Annotated in this window: 19 protein-coding genes and 1 tRNA gene; 14 read left to right on the top strand and 6 right to left on the bottom strand. The window is 52.8% G+C overall.

Features of this window, described 5'->3' with window-relative positions; translation table 11 throughout:
- The first annotated feature begins 84 nt into the window (after positions 1-84).
- Positions 85-1,242, top strand: a complete 1,158-nt coding sequence (locus AALG83_05395; GenBank protein ID MEY8382588.1) for an aldo/keto reductase — start codon at positions 85-87, stop codon at positions 1,240-1,242.
- A gap of 40 nt (positions 1,243-1,282) precedes the next feature.
- On the opposite strand, the gene AALG83_05390 is transcribed toward AALG83_05395, so the two are convergent.
- Positions 1,283-1,528 carry a hypothetical protein gene (locus AALG83_05390; protein ID MEY8382587.1) on the bottom strand — a complete coding sequence of 82 codons (246 nt, stop codon included), beginning with the start codon at positions 1,526-1,528 and terminating at the stop codon, positions 1,283-1,285.
- A gap of 130 nt (positions 1,529-1,658) precedes the next feature.
- Here AALG83_05390 and AALG83_05385 point away from each other — a divergent pair, with 130 nt between their 5' ends.
- The 5 genes from AALG83_05385 to AALG83_05365 all read left to right on the top strand — a co-directional run bounded on the left by AALG83_05385 (position 1,659) and on the right by AALG83_05365 (position 11,184).
- Positions 1,659-1,901, top strand: coding sequence for a helix-turn-helix transcriptional regulator (locus AALG83_05385; GenBank protein ID MEY8382586.1), 243 nt, complete (start codon positions 1,659-1,661; stop codon positions 1,899-1,901).
- 334 nt (positions 1,902-2,235) lie between these two features.
- Positions 2,236-2,493, top strand: coding sequence for a helix-turn-helix transcriptional regulator (locus AALG83_05380; GenBank protein MEY8382585.1), 258 nt, complete (start codon positions 2,236-2,238; stop codon positions 2,491-2,493).
- Between the two features lie 153 nt (positions 2,494-2,646).
- Entirely contained in the window at positions 2,647-8,823 is a 6,177-nt protein-coding gene (locus AALG83_05375) for an InlB B-repeat-containing protein (GenBank protein MEY8382584.1), read from the top strand.
- 274 nt (positions 8,824-9,097) lie between these two features.
- On the top strand, positions 9,098-10,576 hold the full coding sequence (locus AALG83_05370) for an AlkA N-terminal domain-containing protein (protein ID MEY8382583.1): 1,479 nt from the start codon (positions 9,098-9,100) through the stop codon (positions 10,574-10,576).
- A gap of 68 nt (positions 10,577-10,644) precedes the next feature.
- On the top strand, positions 10,645-11,184 hold the full coding sequence (locus AALG83_05365; GenBank protein MEY8382582.1) for a methylated-DNA--[protein]-cysteine S-methyltransferase: 540 nt from the start codon (positions 10,645-10,647) through the stop codon (positions 11,182-11,184).
- Positions 11,185-11,296: 112 nt separating this feature from the next.
- Here the strand turns inward: AALG83_05365 and AALG83_05360 are convergent, their stop codons facing one another.
- Both AALG83_05360 and AALG83_05355 read right to left on the bottom strand, forming a co-directional pair.
- On the bottom strand, positions 11,297-11,782 hold the full coding sequence (locus AALG83_05360; GenBank protein MEY8382581.1) for a TspO/MBR family protein: 486 nt from the start codon (positions 11,780-11,782) through the stop codon (positions 11,297-11,299).
- Positions 11,783-12,183: 401 nt separating this feature from the next.
- Positions 12,184-12,260: transfer RNA gene (locus AALG83_05355), tRNA-Arg, on the bottom strand.
- Between the two features lie 170 nt (positions 12,261-12,430).
- Here AALG83_05355 and AALG83_05350 point away from each other — a divergent pair.
- Positions 12,431-13,090, top strand: a complete 660-nt coding sequence (locus AALG83_05350; GenBank protein MEY8382580.1) for a LysM peptidoglycan-binding domain-containing protein — start codon at positions 12,431-12,433, stop codon at positions 13,088-13,090.
- Between the two features lie 51 nt (positions 13,091-13,141).
- Here the strand turns inward: AALG83_05350 and AALG83_05345 are convergent, their stop codons facing one another.
- The gene (locus AALG83_05345; protein MEY8382579.1) at positions 13,142-13,648 is read right to left on the bottom strand and encodes a hypothetical protein; all 507 of its coding nucleotides are present in this window, start codon (positions 13,646-13,648) and stop codon (positions 13,142-13,144) included.
- Between AALG83_05345 and AALG83_05340 the strand changes: the two genes are divergently transcribed.
- The gene (locus AALG83_05340; GenBank protein ID MEY8382578.1) at positions 13,626-14,036 is read left to right on the top strand and encodes a hypothetical protein; all 411 of its coding nucleotides are present in this window, start codon (positions 13,626-13,628) and stop codon (positions 14,034-14,036) included. The two genes, AALG83_05345 and AALG83_05340, sit on opposite strands and share 23 nt — an antisense overlap.
- A 53-nt stretch (positions 14,037-14,089) precedes the next feature.
- Here the strand turns inward: AALG83_05340 and AALG83_05335 are convergent, their stop codons facing one another.
- Positions 14,090-14,845, bottom strand: coding sequence for a hypothetical protein (locus AALG83_05335; protein ID MEY8382577.1), 756 nt, complete (start codon positions 14,843-14,845; stop codon positions 14,090-14,092).
- A 259-nt stretch (positions 14,846-15,104) separates the two neighbouring features.
- Here AALG83_05335 and AALG83_05330 point away from each other — a divergent pair, with 259 nt between their 5' ends.
- The 4 genes from AALG83_05330 to AALG83_05315 all read left to right on the top strand — a co-directional run bounded on the left by AALG83_05330 (position 15,105) and on the right by AALG83_05315 (position 19,672).
- Positions 15,105-16,481, top strand: coding sequence for a hypothetical protein (locus AALG83_05330; GenBank protein MEY8382576.1), 1,377 nt, complete (start codon positions 15,105-15,107; stop codon positions 16,479-16,481).
- Between the two features lie 231 nt (positions 16,482-16,712).
- A complete protein-coding gene (locus tag AALG83_05325) occupies positions 16,713-18,032 on the top strand; it encodes an MFS transporter (protein MEY8382575.1) in 1,320 nt (439 codons plus the stop codon).
- A 127-nt stretch (positions 18,033-18,159) separates the two neighbouring features.
- A complete protein-coding gene (locus AALG83_05320; protein ID MEY8382574.1) occupies positions 18,160-19,416 on the top strand; it encodes an MFS transporter in 1,257 nt (418 codons plus the stop codon).
- A gap of 58 nt (positions 19,417-19,474) precedes the next feature.
- Positions 19,475-19,672 carry a hypothetical protein gene (locus AALG83_05315; protein MEY8382573.1) on the top strand — a complete coding sequence of 66 codons (198 nt, stop codon included), beginning with the start codon at positions 19,475-19,477 and terminating at the stop codon, positions 19,670-19,672.
- 76 nt (positions 19,673-19,748) lie between these two features.
- Here the strand turns inward: AALG83_05315 and AALG83_05310 are convergent, their stop codons facing one another.
- Entirely contained in the window at positions 19,749-20,783 is a 1,035-nt protein-coding gene (locus tag AALG83_05310) for a DNA adenine methylase (GenBank protein ID MEY8382572.1), read from the bottom strand.
- A gap of 310 nt (positions 20,784-21,093) precedes the next feature.
- Here AALG83_05310 and ytxC point away from each other — a divergent pair, with 310 nt between their 5' ends.
- Entirely contained in the window at positions 21,094-21,864 is a 771-nt protein-coding gene (gene ytxC, locus AALG83_05305; protein ID MEY8382571.1) for a sporulation protein YtxC, read from the top strand.
- A 381-nt stretch (positions 21,865-22,245) separates the two neighbouring features.
- Positions 22,246-24,186, top strand: a complete 1,941-nt coding sequence (thrS, locus tag AALG83_05300; protein ID MEY8382570.1) for a threonine--tRNA ligase — start codon at positions 22,246-22,248, stop codon at positions 24,184-24,186.
- Positions 24,187-24,290: the final 104 nt, after the last annotated feature.

Here is a 24,290-nt window from a genome sequence, read left to right as displayed (position 1 = left end):
CGGCCAAACAGTGCTTGACTTCAAGCACACTTTATGCAGTAAAATAAATCTATACTGCCACAACAAAATAGGAGGAAGAGAAACATGCAATACAGGCCTTATGGAAAGATGGGGTTCGATGTCTCGCTTTTTGGCATGGGGTGTATGCGCCTGCCCCGCCGGGAAAAGGCGGATGGCTCGGTTGAGATCGATCGCGAAAAGGCCATCGAGATAATCCAGTATGCGGCGGATCACGGCGTGAACTATTTCGATACTGCCTATGGGTATCACCGCCAGATGAGCGAATCGCTGGTAGGCGAGGCGCTGGACGGCGGATATCGCCAGAGGGTGCATATCGCGACCAAGCAGCCCTTTGCCGTCATGAAAGACAAGGGCGAGATCCGCCGGAATCTGGAGAACACGCTGAAAAAACTGCGCACGGATTATCTGGATGTGTACCTGATTCATAATATTCAGAAGAAAGATTGGCCGGGCATCCAACAGATGGACGTCATCGGCGAGTTTGAGAAATTTAAGAGCGAAGGGCTCATTGGGGGGATCGGGTTCTCCTATCATGGAGAGCTGCCCACCTTCCGGGAGATTTTGGACTACTATCCCGACTGGGCCATGTGCCAGGTACAGCAAAACCTGCTGGACGTGGATCGGGAAGTAACCGAGGAGGCCATCGCGCTGGCCGGGCAAAAAGGCTGCGCGCTGGTGATCATGGAGCCGCTGCGGGGCGGCGGGCTGGCCAGCACGCCCAAAGACGTCGCCCAGCTCTATGAGCAGTTCCCGGTCAAGCGCTCGGCGGCGGAATGGGCTTTTCGGCATGTCTATAACTATCCGCAGGTCAGCTGCATTTTGAGCGGCGTAACCACCATGGAGCAGCTCAAGGATAATATCGAGATTTTTTCCAGACAAGACGCCGTCGCCGGATGTATGACGCCCGAGGAAAAAGACCTGCTCAAAAAAGTCAAGCAGGCATATGAGAGCCGCGTTACCATCCCCTGCACAGGCTGTGAATACTGCCTGCCCTGCCCGAAGGGCGTGGCCATTCCCCAGATCTTCCAGCTCTATAACCAGGGCATGATGTTCGAGGCCTTTGATCAGCCCCGGCGCAGCTATATGTTCCAGCGAAACGCCGGGCACGATCAGCCAAACTGCGTCGCCTGCGGGGCATGCGAAAAGAAATGCCCGCAGCATATCGAGATTACCCGGCAGCTGAGGCTGGCGCACAGCAAGCTGGATGGCTGGTATGAGTAAACAATAAAATCGCACGCAAAACCGCCTTCGGGCGGTTTTTTTATTCCTGCTCTTCCTGGATGGTTCCGGTGCGCTCCAGAGCGAGCTGTGTTTGCCAGGTGAGATAGCGGAGAAACTGCTCTTTCGTCGGGTACTGCCCGGCGCTCATGGCATCTCTGTCCTCCTGGGCCAGCAAAGGCCAGATATGGCAAATCAGCTGATCCATGCTCTGCTCCACTTCTTCCAGCGTTTTGCCCATGCTCTTGGCAAGGCGGGCATATAACTCTTTGGGTTCAATCTTTTTCATGGCGGCCTCCTACTGTGGAATGCTATGTTGGCACAAAAAATATTTTGCAGCGGCATGTATTTGTATGCGGAAATTGCATAGAATTGAATGCACACATTCTGCTTGCGCTAAGGTATAAAAGAGGTGAACTATGGAGTGGAATTATTCTAGAATCCGAGCGCTGCGAGAAGATAAGGATATGTCGCAGAAAGAAATAGCAGAGCATCTGCATGTCAGCCAGGCGACATACTCTCGTTATGAGTGCGGAAAACTAGATATTCCCACGCAAATTCTCGTCCAGCTTGCCATGCTGCATAAAGTCAGCATAGATTATCTGCTTGGTTTGGATAAAATTTCCATGAGATACGAAAAGGAAAAACCTACAAAAAGATAATATACCTTTTTGAATGCAGAGACAAGGAATATCCCCTGGGAGAAAGGGAGATGCTCCTTGTCTTTTTTTGCCTTCACGGCAGTCCGAGTGGCGGTTTGGCAGGCGTGTGAAAGGGCAGAAAAAAAGGGAAAAGGTTTTCTGAAATTAGGAAATAATAGGAAGAAAAAAACAAGGGAATTTTTCCAAAGATAGCTTTTTTTGCATTTTAAACGACAAAAAAAGCAAAAATGAAGAAATTTTTTCGAATTTTAAATATGGTTGCACCTGTTTTGGTGCATATGCGGAAAGAGAATTTCTTAGAATAAAGACAAAATATCAAAGCAGGATAATTTGAATGTCGGCCTTGGACAAAGATTTCGACAGGGAACTGGGCCAGAGGATTCAGAAATATCGGCTGGAGCGCGGTTTGACGCAAGGGCAGCTTGCAGCGAGGCTGCAAACCCATGGCTGCGATTTGACGCGCAGCGCCATTGCAAAAATCGAAGTTGGCCAGCGGAGGATCTCTGGCAGGGAAATTCGGAATTTTTGCATTGCCCTGGAGATTGCTTATGAAGCGCTTCTGGATGGGGAAACACCAGAAAGCGTGGAATAGATACACTCTATACCATCGGTAGGGCTTGCAAAAAAATTTTAAAGAGTTAGAATGATGAATGCCAGATGAATATCTGGGTATTTGTCATTTTATCTATATAATTATTAATCTTATTGTCTTTGCAATAGGGAATAAAAAAAGGAGGAAGGAAACATGCGAAAAGCGAAGTGGCTCAAAATTTCCATTAGTGCGATATTGAGCTTCGCGATGGTTTTTGGCATTACTCTCGGGCTTTTTAAGCCGTCTGTAAGCGCTGCAGTCGATATTGGTGCCAACCCGAAACCGGCCATTGATATCGCTGTTAACGTCCCGAGCGACTACCCAGGAACCTTTTTGGACTTTAAGGAAGAACTGACGCAGAAACTCATTGCGCAGGGTCTGCCGGCAGGCTCGTTCCGTATCACGGATACCAAAGTCTCCATCGATACGACGGACCTGAATGGTTGGTATGTTTACGACCACTATTACCGTCAGAGCGATTATGATGCACTTGGTTTATCTGCCGATCAGAAAAAGAAACAGCCGATGCGGCTTGCTTCAGATAGCTCGCAGAATGGCGCTTTTAAAAAGATCGATAGCTATTTCCTGAACGGCACGGTGCCGGATCAGGTTTATAACTTCGATCGGCACGTTCTCTCGTATGAGAAGAACGGCACGGCCAACATGGCTTTCGTTGGCTACGCGACGCCACCTTATGCGGACTTCATGATCTACCCGGCGGCCAGCGATTCCACGAGAAACTTCAGTTTCAACATGGACGCCTCGGTTATCAATACGCATACGCTGACGGGCGGCGGCTTCCTGATGAACGCGGGTATCGATTCTGCCGGCAAACTCTATGGCTATCTGCTTTTCTATCACGGCATCAATACGAGCAGTGGCGCGGCAACGCTTACTATTTACAAAATTAACGGTATTGACGCTTTAACCGCGCAGACGCCTGCATTCCAGGCGACCCAAGTCGCGACCAAATCCGTCAGCCTGGGCGGCCAGAGAAAAGCGCGTATCTCGGTTGAGCTCAAGAGAAATACCGTAACTATTCAGCAGCAGGCATTTAATGCGAATGGAACGTTGGCAGAGACCCAGGATATCTACCGCGATCTCGCCATCCCGCAGGTCAGAACAGGCTATACCTACAATGGTTTCGGCCCGATGATCGGTTATAGCAGCCATGGCTGCTCGGCCATTTCCATGTTCCAGTTTACAGACCTGGAGATGAGCTACGAGGCTTCCGCATTCGACGCACTGAAGAACGTTCAGTATTATCAGGGCGCGGACTATAAATACTTCATCAACCTGGTTGGCGACAGCAACGATCCCGGCATCCCCAAGGAGTCCGACAACTCTTATGCAGACGGCATCAACCGTATGAATGAGAACGAGATCTTCTATATCTCCAATGGCGATGACGGCCAGGTTGTTACGGATTCCACCAGAGATGAAGACGGCAAGCTGACGCACCTGGGCCTTGGCTCTGAAAATGGTTATATCGCTGCAGGCGACGACTATGCCGGCCTGATGGCGCAGTATATCTACAATAACTATATTGAGGGCGTCAAGTTCAAGCAGGCGGAAGTCGAGAGCGATATCCCGCTGGCAAACTTCTATATGAAGGACAGCGAGTCGGGCGAGCAGATCATGACGATTCACCTGCAGCACCTTGTGAACAGCGGCGAATCCATCAAGGTCAATCTCGTGGATAAATCCAAGCCGGGCACACTGGCCGGCGCGGACGGCAAGGTTGCGCAGTGGTGCTACAACGTCTACGACCCGAATAACGACGTTGTCATGTCGACGGGCTGGGTAGACAGCGTAGACAAGATTCCAGATTATGAATTCACCAAAACCAGTGCTTCCGGGCGCTGGACCTTCGAGCTTATCGTCAAAGACCAGCTGGGCAATGAATCCAAAATTTCCCAGACATATTTGACGGCGTTCCTCGATGACGAGCACCCCATTATCACGGGTGAGAATACCGCTACGAACATTGCAACCATCACCTTGACGGATACCGGCATGGGCATCGATGACGATGGTATCACCTTCATCGAAGACGGCCGCGGTTCCGGCGTGCAGTATTACTGGGTAACGAACAGTGAATCCGATACGCCCAGCGAGGATGACTGGATTCCCGTCCCGAATGGCCCGCTGCATACTTTTGCTTTCGAGCAGAAGATTGAGAGCACGGATCCGATTGTCGTATGGGTAAAAGACGAGTGCGCGAACGTCGGTAATAAAGCTGTGTTTAAGCCGATCCACGTTGTCGTTGAAGACCCGGATGGCAACCCGATTGACGATTACTATGTTATCGGCGACAACCCCATCATCGTCCTGCCGGACGACGCTCCGGATTCGGAGGATGATGAGGATGAATTCAGCGGCTGGAAGACGCCGGGCGGCGACGATGTTACCCCTGGTACGACTCCTACCCCGGACGATGAGAACACCATTGTCATTCGCCCGAGCTATACGAAAGATAAGGCAAACCTGATCTATGTTGCAAACGGCGGTAAGATTACTTCTTCCTCCGGTGCAGGGTTAGATATGGATCGGTATGAAGTCGCATCCGGCGCCAGCATCATGGCCAAGATCGGCGACCAGAACGTTACCCCCAAGAGAGAGGGCTACCGCTTCACAGGCTGGAAGCTGCTCAATTCGGATAACGAAGCAAACGCGACCAACTCCGCCTATATCAACAACCCGAGCAACCTTTCGGATGTGGATGAGGCGCTGGCAGTCAAAGAGAAGAACGCCGATGGCGAGACCACCCGCGATACGTACTATCTGATTGCACAGTGGGAGACCGAGAGCTACAAGCTGAAATTCGATGCCAATGGCGGCTCCCTGGGCAACGTTCAGGGCTATGACGCTGTTCCGTTCGGCACGAAGATCACAACGCTGCTCAACTTCCCGGTGAGCGGCCGCGGCGTCCCGACGAAGCCTGGCTATATCTTCCAGGGCTGGTCGGAAACCAAGGATAACAATGTGGCCAATATCTTCGCGTTTGGCCCGGATGGCAGCGGCACGCCTGTGGCTGTCCCGAATATGCCTGCATCCGATAAGACGGTCTACGCCGTCTGGAAAGCAGATGGCAGCAAGTTCGTCGTCAGCTTCAACAGCAACGGCGGCAGCAAGATCTCCGATCAGGCATATGTAACTGCAACGGCGACCAAGTACGATAAGTTCTTCACGCCGACCAAAGCCGGCTATACCTTCGGCGGCTGGTTCCTGCAGGATGCCGACGGCAACCTGGGCTCTCAGGAATATGTTGGCGGTGAAGCGTTCGTCCAGAAGTCTGCTCACACCTTCGGTGCGAAGTGGATTGCGAAAGACGACACAAAGTATACGGTCGACTACTTCATCAACTCCGGTGAAAAGGATGCCAACGGCAACTTCGTCTATAAGAAAGTAAACGAAGCTGGCGTTACCAAGACGTACACCGGAAAAACCGAAGAGACCGCGAAAATCGCAGAGAGCGATAAGCTTGCGGAACTGACGGTTGGCGGTGCGACCTATTGGTATGATGCAAACAATGCGCATAACGTCTTTGAGGGCGTGATTACCGGCGCACCGGCGCTTTCGCTGAGACTTTACTACGACAGATATTTCGATGTAAAAGTTACCAGCAACGATGCTGCCGGCGGTACGGTTACTTCCGCGCTCAAGCAGAAGGAAGGGACGACGCCCAGCGTCTCCTGGAAGGCAAAGGATGGCTATCATGTCCTGCGGGTAATCGTCAATGGCGAGATCCGCGACGACTTGATTACGGCAAATGGATATACGGTTCCGGCTGCTCTGCATGAGAATCACGAAGTCTATGTTCTCTTCGCGAAGGATGGCAGCTCCACGCCCATTCCCGGCCCGAATCCGAGCACAGGCCCCAATCCTGGCCCGAACCCGAGCAATCCTGTGAACCCCACGCCCACCCCCGGCCCGAGCTTCTATCAGGTCAAGACCGCGATTGTGGGATGCCCGGATGGCAGCTGCACGATTACGGATACCAAGCGCGTGCAGAAGGGTGAGGACGCGACGGTTGCCTGGACTCTGGCAGAAGGCTATAAGATCGCTAAGATTACCGTCGATGGCTTGGATTTCTCTAACCTCGATACCACGAGCATTGACTTCAAGGGAATCCTGGCAGACCACGAAGTAATTGTTACTGTCTCCAAACTGCCGACCATCGGTGGCGAAAAGACGGACGGTCAGTATACGGTAACGGTAAACCGCTATGGCGGCGACGGCAAATCCAGCGTCAGCAAGAGCGCGACAATGGAATATAACGATACCTATCAGCTGACCTGGGATTCCGGCGACAACTATAAGCTATACAAGATCTTCGTCGATGGCGTCGAGCAGACTGCCCCGGCGATGCTCAAGGATAGCGGCACGAGATCCTATCGCGTGAGAGCAAACATGGTTATCGATGTTTACTTCACGGATAAGGATAATGATGAGACGGATGTTCCGGTCTATTCGGAAGATGAGTTCATCAAAGTTACGACTAAGATCGAAGGCGGCCCCGGCGAGATCACTGGCGGTGCTGTCATCAAGACGGATAGCGACTACAATGTCGACTGGACGCTGGATATGAATAACGGCGATCCTGAGGCAGACGATTACACCTACTATGAAGTCGTCGACGTCATCGTCAACGGCGAAAGCAAGGGCAAAGATCTGACGGATGTTGAGCTGAAAAACATCAAGAAGGATACGGATATCGTCGTCAAAGTTCAGCCTGTCTTCTATGATATCGACCTGTATAAATACGGCTCCGGAACGATCTCCGCTTCCAAGACAGTGTATAAGGGTCAGTCCTATCTGGATATCCAGGCAGCGCCTGCTGCAGGCTATAGCATCAGCAAGATCGTCGTAGACGGTGTTACGGTTCTGGATACGGTGCTCAAAGAAAGCCCGGCTCCTGCTCCGAGCTCGGCGCCCTCTCCGTCGACTGTGGCGCTCCCGGATGCACCTGCCAAGGCTCCTGCAAAGCAGCCGAACGCGGCGTTGCCCGTTCAGCCGAGCGTTGAGCCGTCTATCGAGCCGCAGCCGGAAGAGAGCGTTCCTACGGTTGAGCCCAGCGCAGAGAGCTCTGTCGCTCCCGAGGATACAGCTGCTTCCGTTGAGCCGGAAGAGAGCGTTGCTCCGGCCGAGGAAGATAAGGGCGTTGAAGTTCTGACGTCGAAGGCCGGCACAATGGCTCAGGCACTGTTGCCGCTGAGCGCACCCGCTAAGTCGCAGCCTGAACTGATGGTTCTGAGCGCTGGCCAGGGCTTGATGCTTCTGGAAGGCGAAGGCGATGCAACGACAAACGAGTACGAAATCGTTACGGATTTGGGCCTGGTTACTAAGTCTGACCTTGATCTGAAAAATGCAGATGCGACGGCATTCACGATGGCCGTTAACGGTGCAATCGAAGATCACGAGGTGAAGGTATTCTTCACTAAGAATGTGGAACTGCCGGATGGCACCAACACCCCGACGCCTGCTCCCAAAGAGGATACGCTGCGCAAAGTCGAAGCGATGATTCAGGGTGGCCCCGGGCAGATCACGGAAGGCCAGGGATACTACAATGTCGGCGAAGACGGCGAAGTTTCCTGGACGATTCCGAATGGATACACCGTTTCCAGCATTTCTGTGAACGGCACGGTCGTTGCGACGAGCGGCAACTCCTGGTCTTTCGAGGATATTCAGGAGGATAAGAAAGTCGTTGTTACGCTCAAGAAGAATGGCGGAACAAACGATCCGCTGCCGCCGAGCTACAAAGTTCAGACCTTTGAGATTGCGACGGAACTGAGAGGCGGCGCAGGCACGATCACCAACACAGCGACGCTGCGTGAAGGAGTCAAGAAGACGATTTCTTGGCAGGTTACACCGGTAGAAGGCCATCACTACGAAGTCAAGTATGTCATCATCGACGGCGTAGTCAGAACAGACCTGCGCACGGCTAACTCGGTCGAGCTGACGGCTGATCGCAACCATAAGGTTGTTGTCATCATCGATGATAAGATGCCTGTCAACGTCGATATCGACGGAGATGGAAAGCCGGATATCAATATCGATGTCGATGGCGACGGCATTCCGGATGTCAACATCGATACGGATGGCGACGGCATCCCGGATTACAAGATCGATGCAGATGGGAATGGTATCCCGGATGACGAAGAGGAGAGCGGCAAACCCAATGAGGGCGGCGATCCGAACGGCACGGGCGGAAGCTCGATTCCCAAGACCGGTGATTCTATGAACCACTGGGTGCTGCTGGCAGCTTTGTTCGGTGCGCTGGCTATGCTGGGAGCAATTCTCGGCTATCGGCGCAAGGCGAGCAAATAGCGAGCCGGAAATGCTAAAGTAAAATAGCATAAAAACATGGGCGCAACTGCCTGGGTGAAAACCCAGGTGGCTGCGCTCTTTTTATGAAATGTGCTGTGGGAGAGCGGGCAAATCGCTTGCCTTTTGGCCAGAAAATTTGTTAGAATTTATGGAAAAGCGAACTGCTGAGAGTGAAAAACCATTTCGGCAGCGTTGCGGAAATATGGTGTCCGATTATGGCGGGATTTTTAAGGGAAAAGGCGGTATTATGAGGCAAAGGGAAGGGGGAGACTGGATGAAAGAGAAAGAAGAGTTTCTCTACGAGGCGTTTCAGGCCAAAGATACGCGGTTTGATGGGCGCTATTTCGTCGGGATTTCCTCCACAAAGATTTATTGCCGCCCAACCTGCCGGGCAAAACAACCCAAGCGGGAAAACTGCACCTTCTTTTCTTCTGCGGCGGAAGCGGAGCAGGCAGGCTATCGGCCATGCCTGCTATGCCGGCCAGAGCTTGCGCCGGGTAGCGCCGTCATTGATGCCTCGTCATCACTTGCGAAAAAGGCCGCGCGGCTGATGGCGGAGCATTGCGGCGATGGGCTGCGGGTAGCGGAAGTCGCGCAAAAACTGGGATGCACAGATCGGCATTTGCGGCGGGTCTTTTTCGCGGAATATCACGTTTCTCCCATACAGTATTTGCAGACTTGCCGGCTTTTGCTGGCCAAAAATTTGCTGACGGATACGCAGCTGTCTGTGCTTGATGTAGCGATGGCTTCAGGGTTTGGGAGCCTGCGCCGCCTTAACGATCTGTTTCAGAAGCGCTACCATTTATCGCCGACGGCGCTGCGAAAAAATGCTGCCAACGGAAAAATGCAGAGCCATGGGATCACCGTCGCACTGGGCTATCATCCTCCCTATCAATGGGAGAAGATGCTGGATTTTCTCCAAAAGCGCGCGATTCCCGGAGTTGAGGTGGTTTCCGAAAACGCGTATCTGCGCACAGTTCGCCTGAAAAACCGCGATGGAAAGAAGTATTGCGGATGGATTCGCGTGCAAAACTGCCCCAAAAAGAATGTGCTGGCCGTTACGCTGAGCGATGCGCTCATCCCGGTCTTATCAAAAGTTTTGGCTCGGGTGCGGGCAATGTTTGATCTCTATGCAGAGCCAAATGTGATTTGCGAGAGATTGCAAACTATGAACCAGATTCGCCCAGGCGCCTGCGTTTTAGGGCTGCGCGTCCCTGGATGCTTTGAGCCGTTTGAAATGGCTGTGCGGGCTGTTTTGGGCCAGCAAATCACGGTGAAAGCGGCGAGCTCCCTGGCAGGGAAAATTGCATTGACCTATGGCACGCCTATCTGGACCGGGGTAGATGGTCTGACGCATCTTTTCCCGGAGGCAGAGGATATGATTGCGCTAAAGGATGAAATCCAGGAGCGATTGGGTGTGCTGGGCGTGATTGCCGCAAGATCTCGGTGCATTTTGGCCCTGGCACAGGCGCTGGAGAGCGGCGAAATTGCGCTGGGCATTTACGCCGATCCGGAGCAGGAGATGGCAAAACTCATGCAGATTAAGGGGATTGGCAGTTGGACGGCCAAATACCTTGCCATGAGGACGATGGGCTGGCCAGACGCCTTTTTAGAGACGGATATTGGCGCAAAACATGCACTGCCAGAGTATACCCCCAAAGAGCGGCTGGAGCTTTCGCGGCAGTGGCGCCCTTGGCGCAGCTATGCGATGATATGCCTGTGGAATCTGGATGCTCCGGGCACGGCGAAATGAGAAGACGCGGCAAACCATTCCAGCAGAGGAATGCGCCGCTTAGAAAATAGAAACTGGAGGCAGAGACGATGGTATATACCATGTGGTATGATTCCCCGATTGGCAGACTTTTGCTGGCCGAAAAGGCTGGCGCGCTGGTCGGCGTCTGGATGGAAGGCCAGAAATATTTTTTGGGCTCCTTGAAGGAAGAGAGGGAGGAAAAGCCAAACTCCCCGATGTTAAAGCAGACTGCACAGTGGCTGGATTGCTATTTTGGGGGAGAGAAGCCAGAAATTGGGCGGTTAACGCTGGCGCCTATGGGCAGCGGGTTCCGCAAGGAGGTTTGGAAAATCCTTTGTGAAATTCCATATGGAAGCGTGATGACCTATGGAGAGATTTCCCAAAAGATTGCGGCCGGCCGCGGGCTGGAGCGCATGTCGGCCCAGGCAGTGGGCGGCGCGGTAGGCCACAACCCAATCTCAATCATCATTCCATGCCACCGGGTTGTCGGGGCGAATGGCAGTCTGACGGGATATGCCGGCGGTTTGCAAAAGAAAATCGCTTTGCTTACTTTGGAAGGCGTTGATACGGGAAAGCTGACCATTCCCAAAAAGGGAACGGCGCTATAAAACAGGAGCACCTGGAACCGAGCGGTTTTTGGGCGCCTATGATCCTCTGAAAGTTATCTTTTCTAAATTTTGCTGAAATCAAAAGCGGGCTTTAAAATAAGCCCGCTTTTGATTAGTTGAGCAGATAGATAAAGAGGTTCAGGTATCCGGCAAAGGCAACCCACAGCAAATAGGGAATCATGAGATAGCCTGCGGGTTTGGAAATTTTATAAAAGGAAATAGTTGTGAGCAAAATCAGAATCCAAAGCAGAATCAGCCAAATAAAAGCGAATAGATAGCGTTCCAGGCCAAAGAAAATGATCGGCCAAAAGAAATTAAAAATGAGCTGAACGCCATAAAGAGCCAGAGCAAGCTTATTCGGCTTTCCAGAAGTAAAAACAAGATATGATGCAATGCCCATCAGGATATATAAAACTGTCCATGCAACCGGGAAGAGCCATGCCGGCGGAGCCAGCGGCGGCTTGTTGAGCGCCTGGAACGTTTCCATACCGCCGTGTGTAAGAAGCGCGGATACACCGCCCACTGCAAGCGGAATTGCAATACACAAAATCAATTTTTTCCACTGAATTTTCAAAAAATCACCTCGGTTAGATACCATTATGCGCAGCAGAGTGTTTGGATATTCTGACTATTGCCAAACCATGCCGCAAAAGGCTCTTTGTTACGTTTACGATTTTCGCCCCGGGAAAATTACAGTTAAAAAATACTGCGCGAGAGATAGGAGGTTTCTGCGCCCGGATGTTATAGGGCTGCCGGTCTCTTTGCACGGCAAAAATAGGCGAATGGATGTTTTTCGAAAAAGAAGGCGCTGTAAAATGAGCGCACCGATAATTTTTGTAGGCGCATAACCGCAAAAAGTTGGTAGTGCAGCGGAGGTGTTACGAGCGCGTTTACAAGCGAGTAGCCGTAGCAAACGTGAATTTTTGCGGAATAAGGAGCGATAGAAAATCCCGTTCGGTTTACCCGAACGGGATTGCAATCGCGAAATCCATCGCGACGTGGCGCACCTGTCGGGATTCGAACCCAAGGCCTTCCGCTTAGGAGGCGGACGCTCTATCCTGCTGAGCTACAGGTGCCTATGCGATTTTGTTGATTTGCTCCAAATATTTTGCAGCAAATCAGCCAAAATAAGCATATTCATATTAACACTTGCAAAGAATTGGTGTCAAGCAAAGAAAAAAATAACATCAAATGTGCCGTGTGTGCATATAAATATCGGTATATGATTGGAAGACGAGGAACAGATATGGCGGGATGCGAGTATAGCTTTCTTTATAAAGTGCAAAGCGAGAAAAGCTTTTTAGAAATAGCGGAAGAATTCCAGCTGAGCGAAGTGGTTTTGCGCGCAATGAACCCGAAGGTTCGGCAGGTGCGCCCGGGGATTGAACTAAAGATCCCGATTGCGGAATGCCCAAACGGAGCTTTCCATACCTTAAAAGAGGGGGAGGGGCTGTTTCATCTGGCCGTTGGGATCGGGAGCACGGCAGAGGACATTCTGGCGGCAAACCCGGGGCTGGTGCCGGGGCGGACTTTGCCGGGGCAGACAGTGATTTTGCCCGAGCGGGAGCGGGCAACGCGCACTTACCGCATTTGCGGCACGGATCACCTGTGGGATATTCTGCGCAAATTTGAGATGAGCGTGCCCACGCTGCGCAGATTAAATCCGGGCCTGGATATTTTTTCACTGCGGGAGGGGCAGGAGATTGTCGTGATGGAATATGCGCCGGCATCGGAGGCAGAGGGGGGTTACACCTTGAAGGCCGGTGAGACGCTGCTCTCCCTATGCGAAAAAACCGGCTTTTCGCCGGCTGAGCTGCTGCGGGCGAACCCAAATCTGCGCCCGCAGGATTTTGCAAAAGGGATGCGGATTGTACTACCGCAGAAAAAAGACCGGCATAATATGTAAAAAGCGGCAGTGTAAACTGCCGCTTTTTGATGATAAATGGGCGCAGAAAAACTACTGGCTTTCAGAAGGCAGATAGTTGAGCGTTTTCGCGAAGACGGCGTCATCCTCATAGGAATAGATGACGAAAAGAGCATCCGAATAGACAAGATCTCCTGCCAGAATCAGTTCGCTTTCCCCGATGGGCTCTGCCTGTTCCTTAGTGAGCAGCAAAAACAGCTTCCCTTTAGGGTAATCTCTGCGCCAATAATCCTTGCGCGTCAGCCATCTGTGAAAATGGGGTGTGGGCAGATCGGTGATATCGGCAACCTCAACCGCACCATCCGTCAGCTCGGTGACAATATTGGCATTCCAGAAAGTCGCATAGCCAAATGTATAGCCGTTTTGCAGGAGATAGGAAGCGGCACCTGAGATATTGCTCGCCTCGTTTATTTTTGAGAAAAGCAGGGGCTCCTGAGCATCCGAAGGCATATGACCCGGACGAGTTTGGAGGAAGTTGCGCCCTGTAAAAAAGCTGTTGAGAGCAAAGACGACCAGCGTGCAAAAAACAAAAATACGCATACTGGAGCAGGAGGGCTGGGAAGATTGCTCCTCTTCCTTTTTGAGCGCGGTGCGAAAGCATGAGCGCAAACATGGGGAAAATATATACAAAAACTGGGACGTAGTAGTGCCGGGCGTAAAACTGAACCAGGCAGAACACGAGTGTATTCAAAAGAAACGAGGCGCCAAAGAAGAGGCTGACGACGGCGGCGGGCATGGAAGAAAACTCCGCGCGCCTGCGGTAAAAGCGGATGCAAAGATAGAGGACAAAGCCTGCGCAAAAAATGCCGAGAACAGAGCAGATGCCGCTGAGAGAGGGGAGCGGAATCCCGCTGCGGTATCCAAAAAGGTGCAGGGTATCGTTGAAAATCGTCTGAATAAATTCAACATCCAAGGCAAGCAAATTTAGCTGGCCGAAATCTTTCTTGAAGAAAAAGAACATGGGAAGAATTTTTGCGTTGATCAGATAGCCGCGCCGCCGCAGAGCAACCCTAATGCGCTGTAGCCGAGGCAGCGCCCCTGGGCAGTCCCCAGCAGAGCGTGCCAGCCCTGGTTTTTGGGGGAACGGAGCAGCGGAAGAAAAAAGAGAACGCAGAGAAGAATCAGGGGAACATGCGTGATGAGAAGCTGGCGAAAGCCGCCCAGGCAGCTTAGAAAACTCAAAAGGCAGAACAGCGCCAGCAGGAGTTTACGGCGAAAGGGATGATTTGGATGCCGGGGAGGGGTATTTGCGAGAGAGCAAAACTGCCCCATAAGCAGGAAGCCAAGTGTCAGATGCGGAACATAGTAGCTATGGAACTGGATGATGCGCGCATAGGCGACGCTGGTGGGAAGACCCAGAAAAGCGGCAGTATAGAAAAAATAGCGGGTAGGGATACGCAGACTGCGCGTCAAATACCAGTAGGAGGCCACGAGAATACATTGGAGCAGCATGGCGCCCACAAACCGGATGGTGCTCCAGTCGCTGAAAATTTTGAAGAGCGGCGCGAATACAAGCTGAGTATTGAGCACGCGCAGCTCGGTAGAATAGCACCAGTCTGTGCTGAGGATGGCATTCTTTTGGGAGAGATGCTGTGCCAAAACAAGCTCGCTCGCTGAATCTGAATCAATGAGAACTTGGGATGCGGCGTGGGTGAGATAGGCGGAAAAGGAAAAACAGCCTATGAAAAAGATAACCGAGAAAAGATTTGAGAGCAATTCTCTCTTCTTTTTTGTCATGATATTTCTCCTAACCGCGGAATTCTAAGGATTATTTTAGCATATTTAACAATTCCGAAACAATAGAGGGCAGCAGAAAATAGTAAAATGGGGGAAATGGCCGGGAAAGGCGATGATCTGCGCCTGGCTCTGCTATGAGGAAAAGAAATTTCGCGCATTTTTGCGGTTTTTCTGCATGGCGGCAGGAGGGCGGCGCCGTTTACAAAGCCGCGCGGGGCAGTATATAATAGAGACAAGAGAGAACGGGAGAGGCGGCTCTATGGATTTAGAGATTTTTGAATATATCGACTCTGTGCTCGAGCTTTACCGCAAGAAGAAAGACGTCTATAAGCTCATCGCAGAGGAAGTCAAGGAATTTTTCGAGGGAGAGCTTCTGGCAGGCAGTGATTATGCGCTGAGCATGGTCTACCGCATCAAAAGCGAGAAGAGCATGCGGGAGAAGCTCATCCGCAACGGCTATACGGATCAATACGACACGCCGGAAGAGCTCTTGGCGCGCTTCCAGGATATCATCGGCTTTCGCATCGAATGCAAATTCATCGACGATGAGGAAGTCGTCTACGAGCTTTTGAAGAAACTCTTCAACCAGACGGAGGATGGGGAGTACTACTACTGCGCCTCCATGCCCAAGGTGCGCCTCAAGCTGGACGATGAGCAGCCACAAAAGCAGAAAAATGGCTTTGATATCTATAAAATTGACGGGCTATACCTTCTGGGCAAGGAAAGCCTGCACTTTGAGCTTCAGATCAAGGCGCTGGTCAATACCTTCTGGGGCGAGATTGAGCATAAAATCGTCTATAAAAACAATGCCTATCTGCTGGCAGACGGGCTTGTAACGGACCTGATGGTTTCGATTAAAAAGAGCCTGAACATGATAGACGGGCAGCTCTTTGTGCTGTATAACCGCTTTCAGCGCACGGAGGAGCGGGAGGCTTCGGAGTTTGAAAAAGAGGGGACGGCCCGGCAGGTGGAGCGGTTTCTGGCCAAGCTGGTCTGTGATACGTTTGCCGAGCTCATGCAGCAGCAGATTGGCTTTACCATTGATTTCAAGGCCAGCTGCGAGGCTGTGGTGCGCTATATCATGGAGATCAACAAGGTCGCCGATATGGAGGACTACGGCAGAGTTCTGCTCAAAACCGTCGATGCGCTGGATCAGATCAAGGAGCAGCAGGTGCGGGTGGATGAGCAAATAGAGCTGGAGCGCAAGCTCTATTATGAGGATATTTTTTCGGCCAATATTCTGGAGACGGTGGAGCAGCTCATCAACAGCAGCTATAAATGGCACATGCTGTTTCTCATCCTGTTCAGCCTGGAAAAGGGGGATAACGTCGAGGATCTGGAATCCTTCATTCGCTTCTACCGCAAAGCTATTTTGTCCAACCGCTCTTTTGCGCTGCTGGACCAGGGCGGCTATGCCAAGGCCCGGCGCATCCGCTTCGATATTCTCAACGCCATTTCCGAAATGGTGCGGGAAAAGGGCAAAGTGGAATACCTTTGCGAGCAGGGCATGGCGGTGATTCACCGCAGCATCAACTATGTCATCCCGCTGGTTTTGGCAGAGCTGGAAGAGGGGCGCGAATGGGAAGAGATTTCCACAGCATATCTGAATATCTTAAGGCGGCGGCTGGAGCTTTAAGGAAGAATACAGACGGCAGCGAGGCGTTCGCTGCCGTTTTTTGATGCAGGGCGGGAGGGGCAGTTTGAGAGAATAAGGAGAGCGAGAAAACAACAGGAAACAGGCGGAAAAGCAAAATTTTTTTTGCTTGGGAAACTTTAGCGGTGTTTTGGGCGATTTAGAGCCAAAAACGCTTTGAAAAACCAAAAGAACGCGGTTAAAACGGGGCAGGCCTCCCTTGACGAAAGGGGGATGGAGGAATATCATAGAAATAGACGTTATCCCATGACAGGAGAATACGCTCAAATTTTTCGTGGAAAAGGAGTCTTTATGCTTTCGCGCCTAAAGAGCAAACATCCCTATCTTTTTACACTCTCCTTCATGGAGTTTATCGGATACGGCACATCCATCGCCGCGCTGGGGTATCTGACGGTCTTCCTGCAGGAAGTGGGGCTGGATGCCGCGCAGGTTGGCATGGTAACGGCGATTAACTCTGTGGTCGGCATGGTAGCTTCGCCTTTCTGGGGCATCGTCAGCGATAAGATGCGCTCCATGCGAAAAACGCTGCTCATCTGTATGAGCGTGGCCATGGTGCTCTGGTTTTTTGTTCCGGCCAGCAGCCAGTGGCTGTTATGGGGTATGCCGGTGATGTCTATCCTGCTGCCCGTTACCAACTTTTTCCGCGCGCCCATGTCTTCGCTGGTGGATAGCTGGACGGTGCGCAGCGCCAATGAGCACAGATTAAACTTCAATACCATGCGCATGTTCGGTACGGTTGGCTATTCGGCGACGGGCGTCTTTTTGAGCTGGCTGACGGCGAAATTCGGCGTCAATTGGGCATTTTATGTGCACACCATGATGCTGGCGGCGGCGATTGTCGTCTGCCTGATGATGAAAAACGAGGATAGGCGGGGCGCCGAGGCCAAGGCGGAGCAGATTTCGCTGAAAGAGATGCATTTTGGCAAGCTGTTCAAGAATTACAGCCTGGTAACCTATTTCATCTATCTGATTTTATACTGCATTCCCCTCAATTCCGGCGATACCTTTTTGCCCTATCTGATGGAGGAGATTGGCATTACGCCCAAGCTCGTCGGTGTTATCATGGCCGTGCGTTCGGCGATGGAGATCCCGATTTTGCTGGGTTTCCATAAATTCCGAGCGAAGTTTTCGCTGCCCACGCTGCTCACATTCCAATGCGCGTGCTATATGATGATCTACTTCTCGCTCACTGTGATCAAGAGCAAAGTTTTATTCATTATTATCATGTGCATTCAGGGCATGTCCAGCGGCATTGAAATCGGGTGTGCGAATAACTATGTCTACGCCCTGGCACCGGATGAGCTCAAGAGCACGGCAGTCATGCTGGGCAACGCCATGTGGGCGCTTTCCGGCTTTCTGGCCAACTTCGTCGGCGGCTATATCGTGCAGTACAGCGGGATTCGCACCTACTATATCGCCATGGGCATCATTGGGCTGGTCACTACGCTGTTTTTTGCGGCCAGTTTCCCCATTGGCAGAAAGCATTTTGGAGTCCAGCTGCCAAAAAGTGTGGGCAAAACCGAGCGCAGATAAGGCGCCTGGCAAAAATGGAAAGTTGAGCGGCGGAGACATGCCGATGGCAAAGGCGACGCCGCTTTTTTACGGGCCTAATTTGGCCTGATGTTTCAAAGGTGAAAGGGTTTTCATGGCAGAAAAGAAGTTGAAATCGAAAAAAGAATACTGCTTGCGGTTTTCCGCGATCGAGTTCATCGGCGCGTCTGTCTATCTGGCGGCGATGGGATATCTCTCTGTCTATTTGCAGAGCACCGGCATGGAGAGCTCGCAAATCGGCATCATCTATTCGCTCAACAGCCTGGTGAGCATCTGCGCGACGCTCTTTTGGGGCGTCATCAGCGATAAGATCAGGTCGGTGCGCAAGGTCTATATGATTTGCTTGCTGGCGGCTGCCATCATCTGGCCGTTTATTCCGGCGACGGTTCCGCTGAAAATCAAGGGATATTCTCTGGCGATTCTGACGATCCCGCTCTCGGCCTTTGTGCGCATGCCCATCGGCGGGCTCACGGATAACTGGGTTTTGCAGTTTTCCAATAAGTTTGGCGCGAACTATGGGCGCATCCGCCTGTGGGGGACGATCGGATATGTGGTGCTGGGGCTGGTCTTGACGGCGATCATGCCGTTTGTTGGCGTGCAGGCGACGTTCTATATCTATTCAGGCCTGGTTCTGCTGGTTTTTGTCATGGCGCTGTTTGTGGGCGAAGAGACGCTGGATAAGGGGCAGAAGCAGAGCAGCTCGCTCAAGGATTTGCAGCTGGGCCGGATTTTTAAGAATTACTACCTGATGTCGTATATGCTCTTTACCGTCATCATGTATTGCGGCTCGGAAGCGTTTCTGCCTTATCTGATGGAAGAGATTGGCATGGATACCGACCGCCTTGGCATGCTCTATTCCATCCGCTCCCTGCTGGAGCTGCCCATTTTGTATATGGCAGTCAAGCTGAGAAAGCGCATTGCACTGCCTGTTTTTATCCTGATTCAGGGCTTAATGTATGTCATCATGTTTTTATCCTATTCCTGCATTCAGGGCGCGGCGCTGTTTATCATCGTTACAATGCTGCAGGGCCTTGCTTCGGGCATCGATGTCGGCCTGGGCTCGGCGTATATCTTTGCTCTGGCGCCGGATGAGCTTAAGAGCACGGCGCACCTGATGAGCTATGCCATGGCTTATCTGGCGAATATGCTGGGCAGCCTGTTTGGCGGGTTCTTTGTAGACTTGATGGGCGTGCGCAGCTATTATCTGGTGACAGGATTGATGATTGGCGGGGCGCTGCTGCTCTATATGCTGACGTTTGTGCTGGGCAAGAAGGTGTTCAAAATTCCGCTGCCCGATCATGTGCGCTCGACGCATAAGCAGCTGCAGCTGGAGCAGGCGCAGAAAAAGGCCAAAGAGCAGGCATAGGGCGCATAGGGAGCGTTCTTTTCATTGCTTTGCGATGAAACAAAGGGGAGGAGCGGCAATGCAGGGGAGCGGGCACAAAAGGGAACAGAACTATATGATGCAGGGCATGGCGCTGGGGATGTGCTTTGGCATGGCGGCAGGGGCCGTCGTTGGCACGATCGTGCATAATCTCGCAAGCTGCATGAGTTTTGGCGTCAGCATTGGCATGTGTGCGGGAATGGGCATTGGGTTTTTGATCAAAAAGAAAAAGAGCTGAAACAACGGCGGTTTGCGCGCCAAGAGGGAAAATGAAAAAGCGAGGCTTTTCTAAAAAAGAAGAGCCTCGCTTTGTTTTAACGGTAATTGGAGATGAGCAGTTCGCTGATTTTGCCGCGCCCTGTTCCCTTGGCGCTGATGGCGCGCCCCACGCGCAGCCGGCGGATATGGAAGGGGGCATAGAGGTCGTCGAAAAAGTCGTCGTGCGGGTCGGTATTTCTGGGATCCGAGTTGCTGAGCAGCAGGCTTGCCCCGCGATCAGCCATGGCCGCAAAGAAGTGGGCCAGGGCGCGCTGCTCGTCGTCACCGAACGCATCCTGCGTATACGCGGTAAAGCTGGATGTGGCGGAAAGCGGACGATAGGGCGGATCCAGATAGACGAAGGTGTTGGCATCAATGAAATCCGCAGATTGGGCATAGCTGCCGCAGACCAGCGTCACATGCTCCAGCGCCGCGGAAGCGGCGCGCAGAAGCGGCGCGTTGACGATTTCCGGCGAACGGTAGCGCCCGATGGGAACGTTGAAGCGCCCGTCTCGGTTGACGCGGTACAGCCCATTGAAGCAAGTCTTATTTAAAAACAGGAAAAGCGCCGCCCGCTCCAAATTGGGAGGGGAGACGGGGGTGCAGAATGAGCCGGCATTGAACTGATCGCGCTTCTCATAATAGAAGGCCTTGCGCGCATCCCCATCCAAGGGGAGGTACTGTGCAGAAAACTGCTCTAACCGCCCGATGAGCTGCTGCACGTGGCTTTGCACCACGCGATAGACGTTGATCAGCTCCGGGTTGGTATCGCTGAGATAAGCTTCCTCGATATGATAATGCGAGAGGACATCGAACAAAACAGCGCCGCCGCCCACGAACGGTTCCGCATAGCGCGTGATGCCGCCGCCCAGGTGCCTGGGATAGCGGGCGGCAATTTCCGCAAGCAAACGGCTTTTTCCCCCGGCCCATTTGAGAAATGGGTGCGCAAACAAAGGCTTTTGGGCGGCATCAGGGAGAAACCAGGTATCGCCTGCCAAAATTGCACCGGGGATTTTCTGTTGTGCGCAGAGCAAAGACAATTTTTGGGCGGGAATGCCCCATTGCCTTGCCGCTATTCCAAGACGTATCATTTTTATTAGGCCTCAAAGTCATTTGAGTGATATTATATCATGTTTTTGCTAGGGTGTCTGTCGCAAAACTGATATTTTTTAGGTGAAATATTGGGAAAGAGGGCGATTTTGCGCAAATAAAGCGCTGTTTTGCATTCCGCGGCGCCTGCATGAAAAAGAGGCGCGCGTGGTATGAGCGCGCCGGACGATATAGCCGGGAAACTGAATATCCCGGGGCGCGATTGAGATAATAAAATGAAGGAAACTTTCCCGGCAGACGGCATATTTTAAATTATGCAAACACGCGGGAATTGATTAAGGAGGGCAACCTTTGAAATACAGCATTGGCGTATCGAATATGGATGTGGCGCTGCGCCCTCTCATGGAAAAACGCCTGCCCGTGCAGGGCAAAATCACAGGGGAAATTCAGCTGGGAAAGCAGGCGGGCCGCTATCTGCCCGTGGAGATCTGCGGACGGCAAGCTTTATTTGCGCTGGCGGATATTCTGGCAGATATCATCATCGAGCATTTGCAGATTCGCTACCTGATGGCGGAGCTGACGAGAAAATACGACTATCTTTCTGAGCGGGGCAAAAGCGAGATTCTGGTGAGCACGGTGCGCCAGCTCTGGTATGGCGGCGGGAAGGAGAAGCTGGAGCAGAAGAAAAAGGATATTGCCGGCCGGGTTCTCATCTGCCTTTTGGAATGCGAGGGAAGGCTGGCGCTGGACGGCGTTCTGCGCTTCCGCATGAAGGACTGCACCGCGCAGTGGCAGCAGACCATGCAAAAATGCGTGGAGCAGTATACAGCCAAAAACGAGCAAAAGGAATTTATCAAGCTGCTGCGCTATTTTGTGTGTATGCGCGATCCTATGGTGCACTACGTCGAGGTTTTGCCCATAGGCGAAGAGTATGAGATGCTGGATGAGCGCGGCAACCGGATAGACGTCTATATCGACGAAGAGCCGGATGCGACCAAGGAGGATTTGCTGCTTTCCGGGCTCATCGACCTTGCGCCGGAGGTGATCGACCTGGCGCAGGTTTGCGATGACGATCTCAAGGGGCTGCTGGCAGATATCTTCGTGGGGCGCATCCGCGGATAGAGGGCGGCGGGCAGAGGGCTCGCCGTTTTGATTTGGCGTTGACAAGCGGCGCAAAGGGTGTATAATGAAAGAAAATAAAAGATGATGCAGCGATGATCCGGATAGTAGCAAATGCAATCCGCTCCCAAGAGAGGCGCCCCTGGGCTGGAAGGGCGCTGGGCGGGCAGAACGCGAAGACCAGCCGGGAAGCGGGCATCCGTTGGCGGCGATAACGCAAGCTTGAGTGGGCTTTCTGAAAAAGAGGGCTTATCAGGGTGGAACCGCGGGCCGTGGTGGCTCGTCCCTTAACGATATTGTTGAGGGATTTTTTTATTGGATTTCGGGTGCTTGCTTTGCAGGCGGCTGGAGAATACGGCGAAACACAAGAAAAGGAGAGAGCAGATGGAGATTCGACTCAAAGACGGGAGCATGCTTGCTCTGGCGGACGGCGCTTCGGCAAGACAGGCGGCAGAGCAGATTTCAAGCAAGCTGGCAAAGGCTGCGCTGGCGGCTAGGATAAACGGAGAGACGGCGGATTTGGATACCGTATTGACGGATGGATGCACGCTGGAGATTCTGACGGCGGAGGACCCGGAAGGGCTGCGCGCACTGCGCCATACGGCCAGCCACGTTCTGGCTGAGGCGGTAAAGCGCCTGTATCCCCAGGCAAAGCTGGCCATCGGGCCGGCTATTGACGACGGCTTCTACTATGACTTCGACGTCGAAGGGGGATTTTCCAATGAAGATCTCGCCAAAATTGAGAAGGAAATGAGCAGGATCGTCGCGGAGAACAAGCCGATGGTGCGCAAAAATGTCTCTCGGCAGGCGGCGATTGACCTGATGAGCAGCCGCGGCGAGGACTATAAGCTGGAGCTCATCCGGGATTTGCCAGAGGATGCGGAGATCTCGCTCTATTATCAGGGGGAGTTCGTGGACCTCTGCGCCGGCCCGCACGCGCCCTCCACAGGCAAAGTGAAGGCGTTTAAGCTGACCAGCCTGGCCGGGGCATACTGGCGGGGCAACGAGAAGAACAAGATGCTCAGCCGCATTTACGGCACGGCATTCGAGAAAAAGGCGCTGTTAGAGGAGCATCTGGCGCGCATCGAGGAGGCCAAGAAGCGCGACCACAACAAGCTGGGCCGCGAGCTGGAATACTTCACCACGGTGGACGTCATCGGCCAGGGTCTGCCGCTGCTGCTGCCCAAGGGCGCAAAAGTTATTCAGGTTTTGCAGCGGTTCGTGGAGGACGAGGAGGCGCGGCGCGGCTATGTGCTCACCAAGACGCCCTATATGGCCAAGCGGGAGCTTTACCAGATTTCCGGGCACTGGGATCACTATACGGACGGCATGTTCGTCCTGGGCGATAAGGACGATCCCAACGCGGAAGTTTTGGCGCTGCGCCCCATGACCTGCCCCTTCCAGTATTATGTCTATATGAACCGCATGCGCTCCTACCGGGATTTGCCCATGCGCATGGGGGAGACTTCCACATTGTTCCGCAACGAGGATTCGGGCGAGATGCACGGGCTGATCCGCGTGCGGCAGTTCACCATCTCGGAGGGACACCTGGTCTGCACGCCCGAGCAGCTGGAAGAGGAGTTCAAGGGCTGCGTCGAGCTGGCGAAATTCATGATGGATACGCTGGGCTTCTCGGAAGACGTCAGCTACCGCTTCTCCCAGTGGGACCCGAACGATAGGGAGAAATATATCGGAACGCCCGAGCAGTGGGACGAAGCCCAGAGCATGATGGGCAGAATCCTGGATCACATTGGCATCAAGTATAGCATTGGCGTGGGCGAGGCAGCTTTTTACGGACCCAAGCTGGATATCCAGATGAAGAACGTCCACGGCAAGGAGGATACCATCATCACCATCCAGATCGACCAGATGCTGGCAGAGCAGTTTGGCATGGAGTATGTGGACCGGGACGGCAAGAAAAAGCGGCCGTATATCATCCACAGAACTTCTCTCGGCTGCTACGAGCGGACGCTGGCGCTGCTCATCGAGAAATACGCAGGCGCGCTGCCCCTTTGGATGGCGCCCGAGCAGGTGCGCATCATGACGGTCGCGGAGAGCGCCAACGAATATGCCAGAGCCCAGGCGGCCAAGCTGGAGGCTATGGGCCTGCGGGTGAGCGTAGACGACCGAAACGAGAAGATCGGCTACAAGATCCGGGAAGCCCGGGGCGAGCGCATCCCGTATATGCTGGTCGTCGGCGAGAAGGAAGCGCAGGAGGGCACGTTTGCCGTCCGCAAGCGGGGCGCCGGCGAGATTGGCAGCATGCCGGCAGAGCAGTTCAATCAAATGGTGCTGGAAGAAGTCGCGCAGAAGGTGATCTTCTAGCAGGCAGAGCAGGATAGAAGGGCATTTCTTTGGAAATGCCCTTTTTTGGCGCCGGCAAAATGAGCGGGGCATAACTCTTGAAAGAAGCGGCATACAATGATACA

Source organism: Christensenellaceae bacterium 44-20 (assembly GCA_041223705.1).
GTDB lineage: Bacteria > Bacillota > Clostridia > Christensenellales > Christensenellaceae > QANA01.
This window is presented reverse-complemented; position numbering and strand designations above follow the sequence as displayed.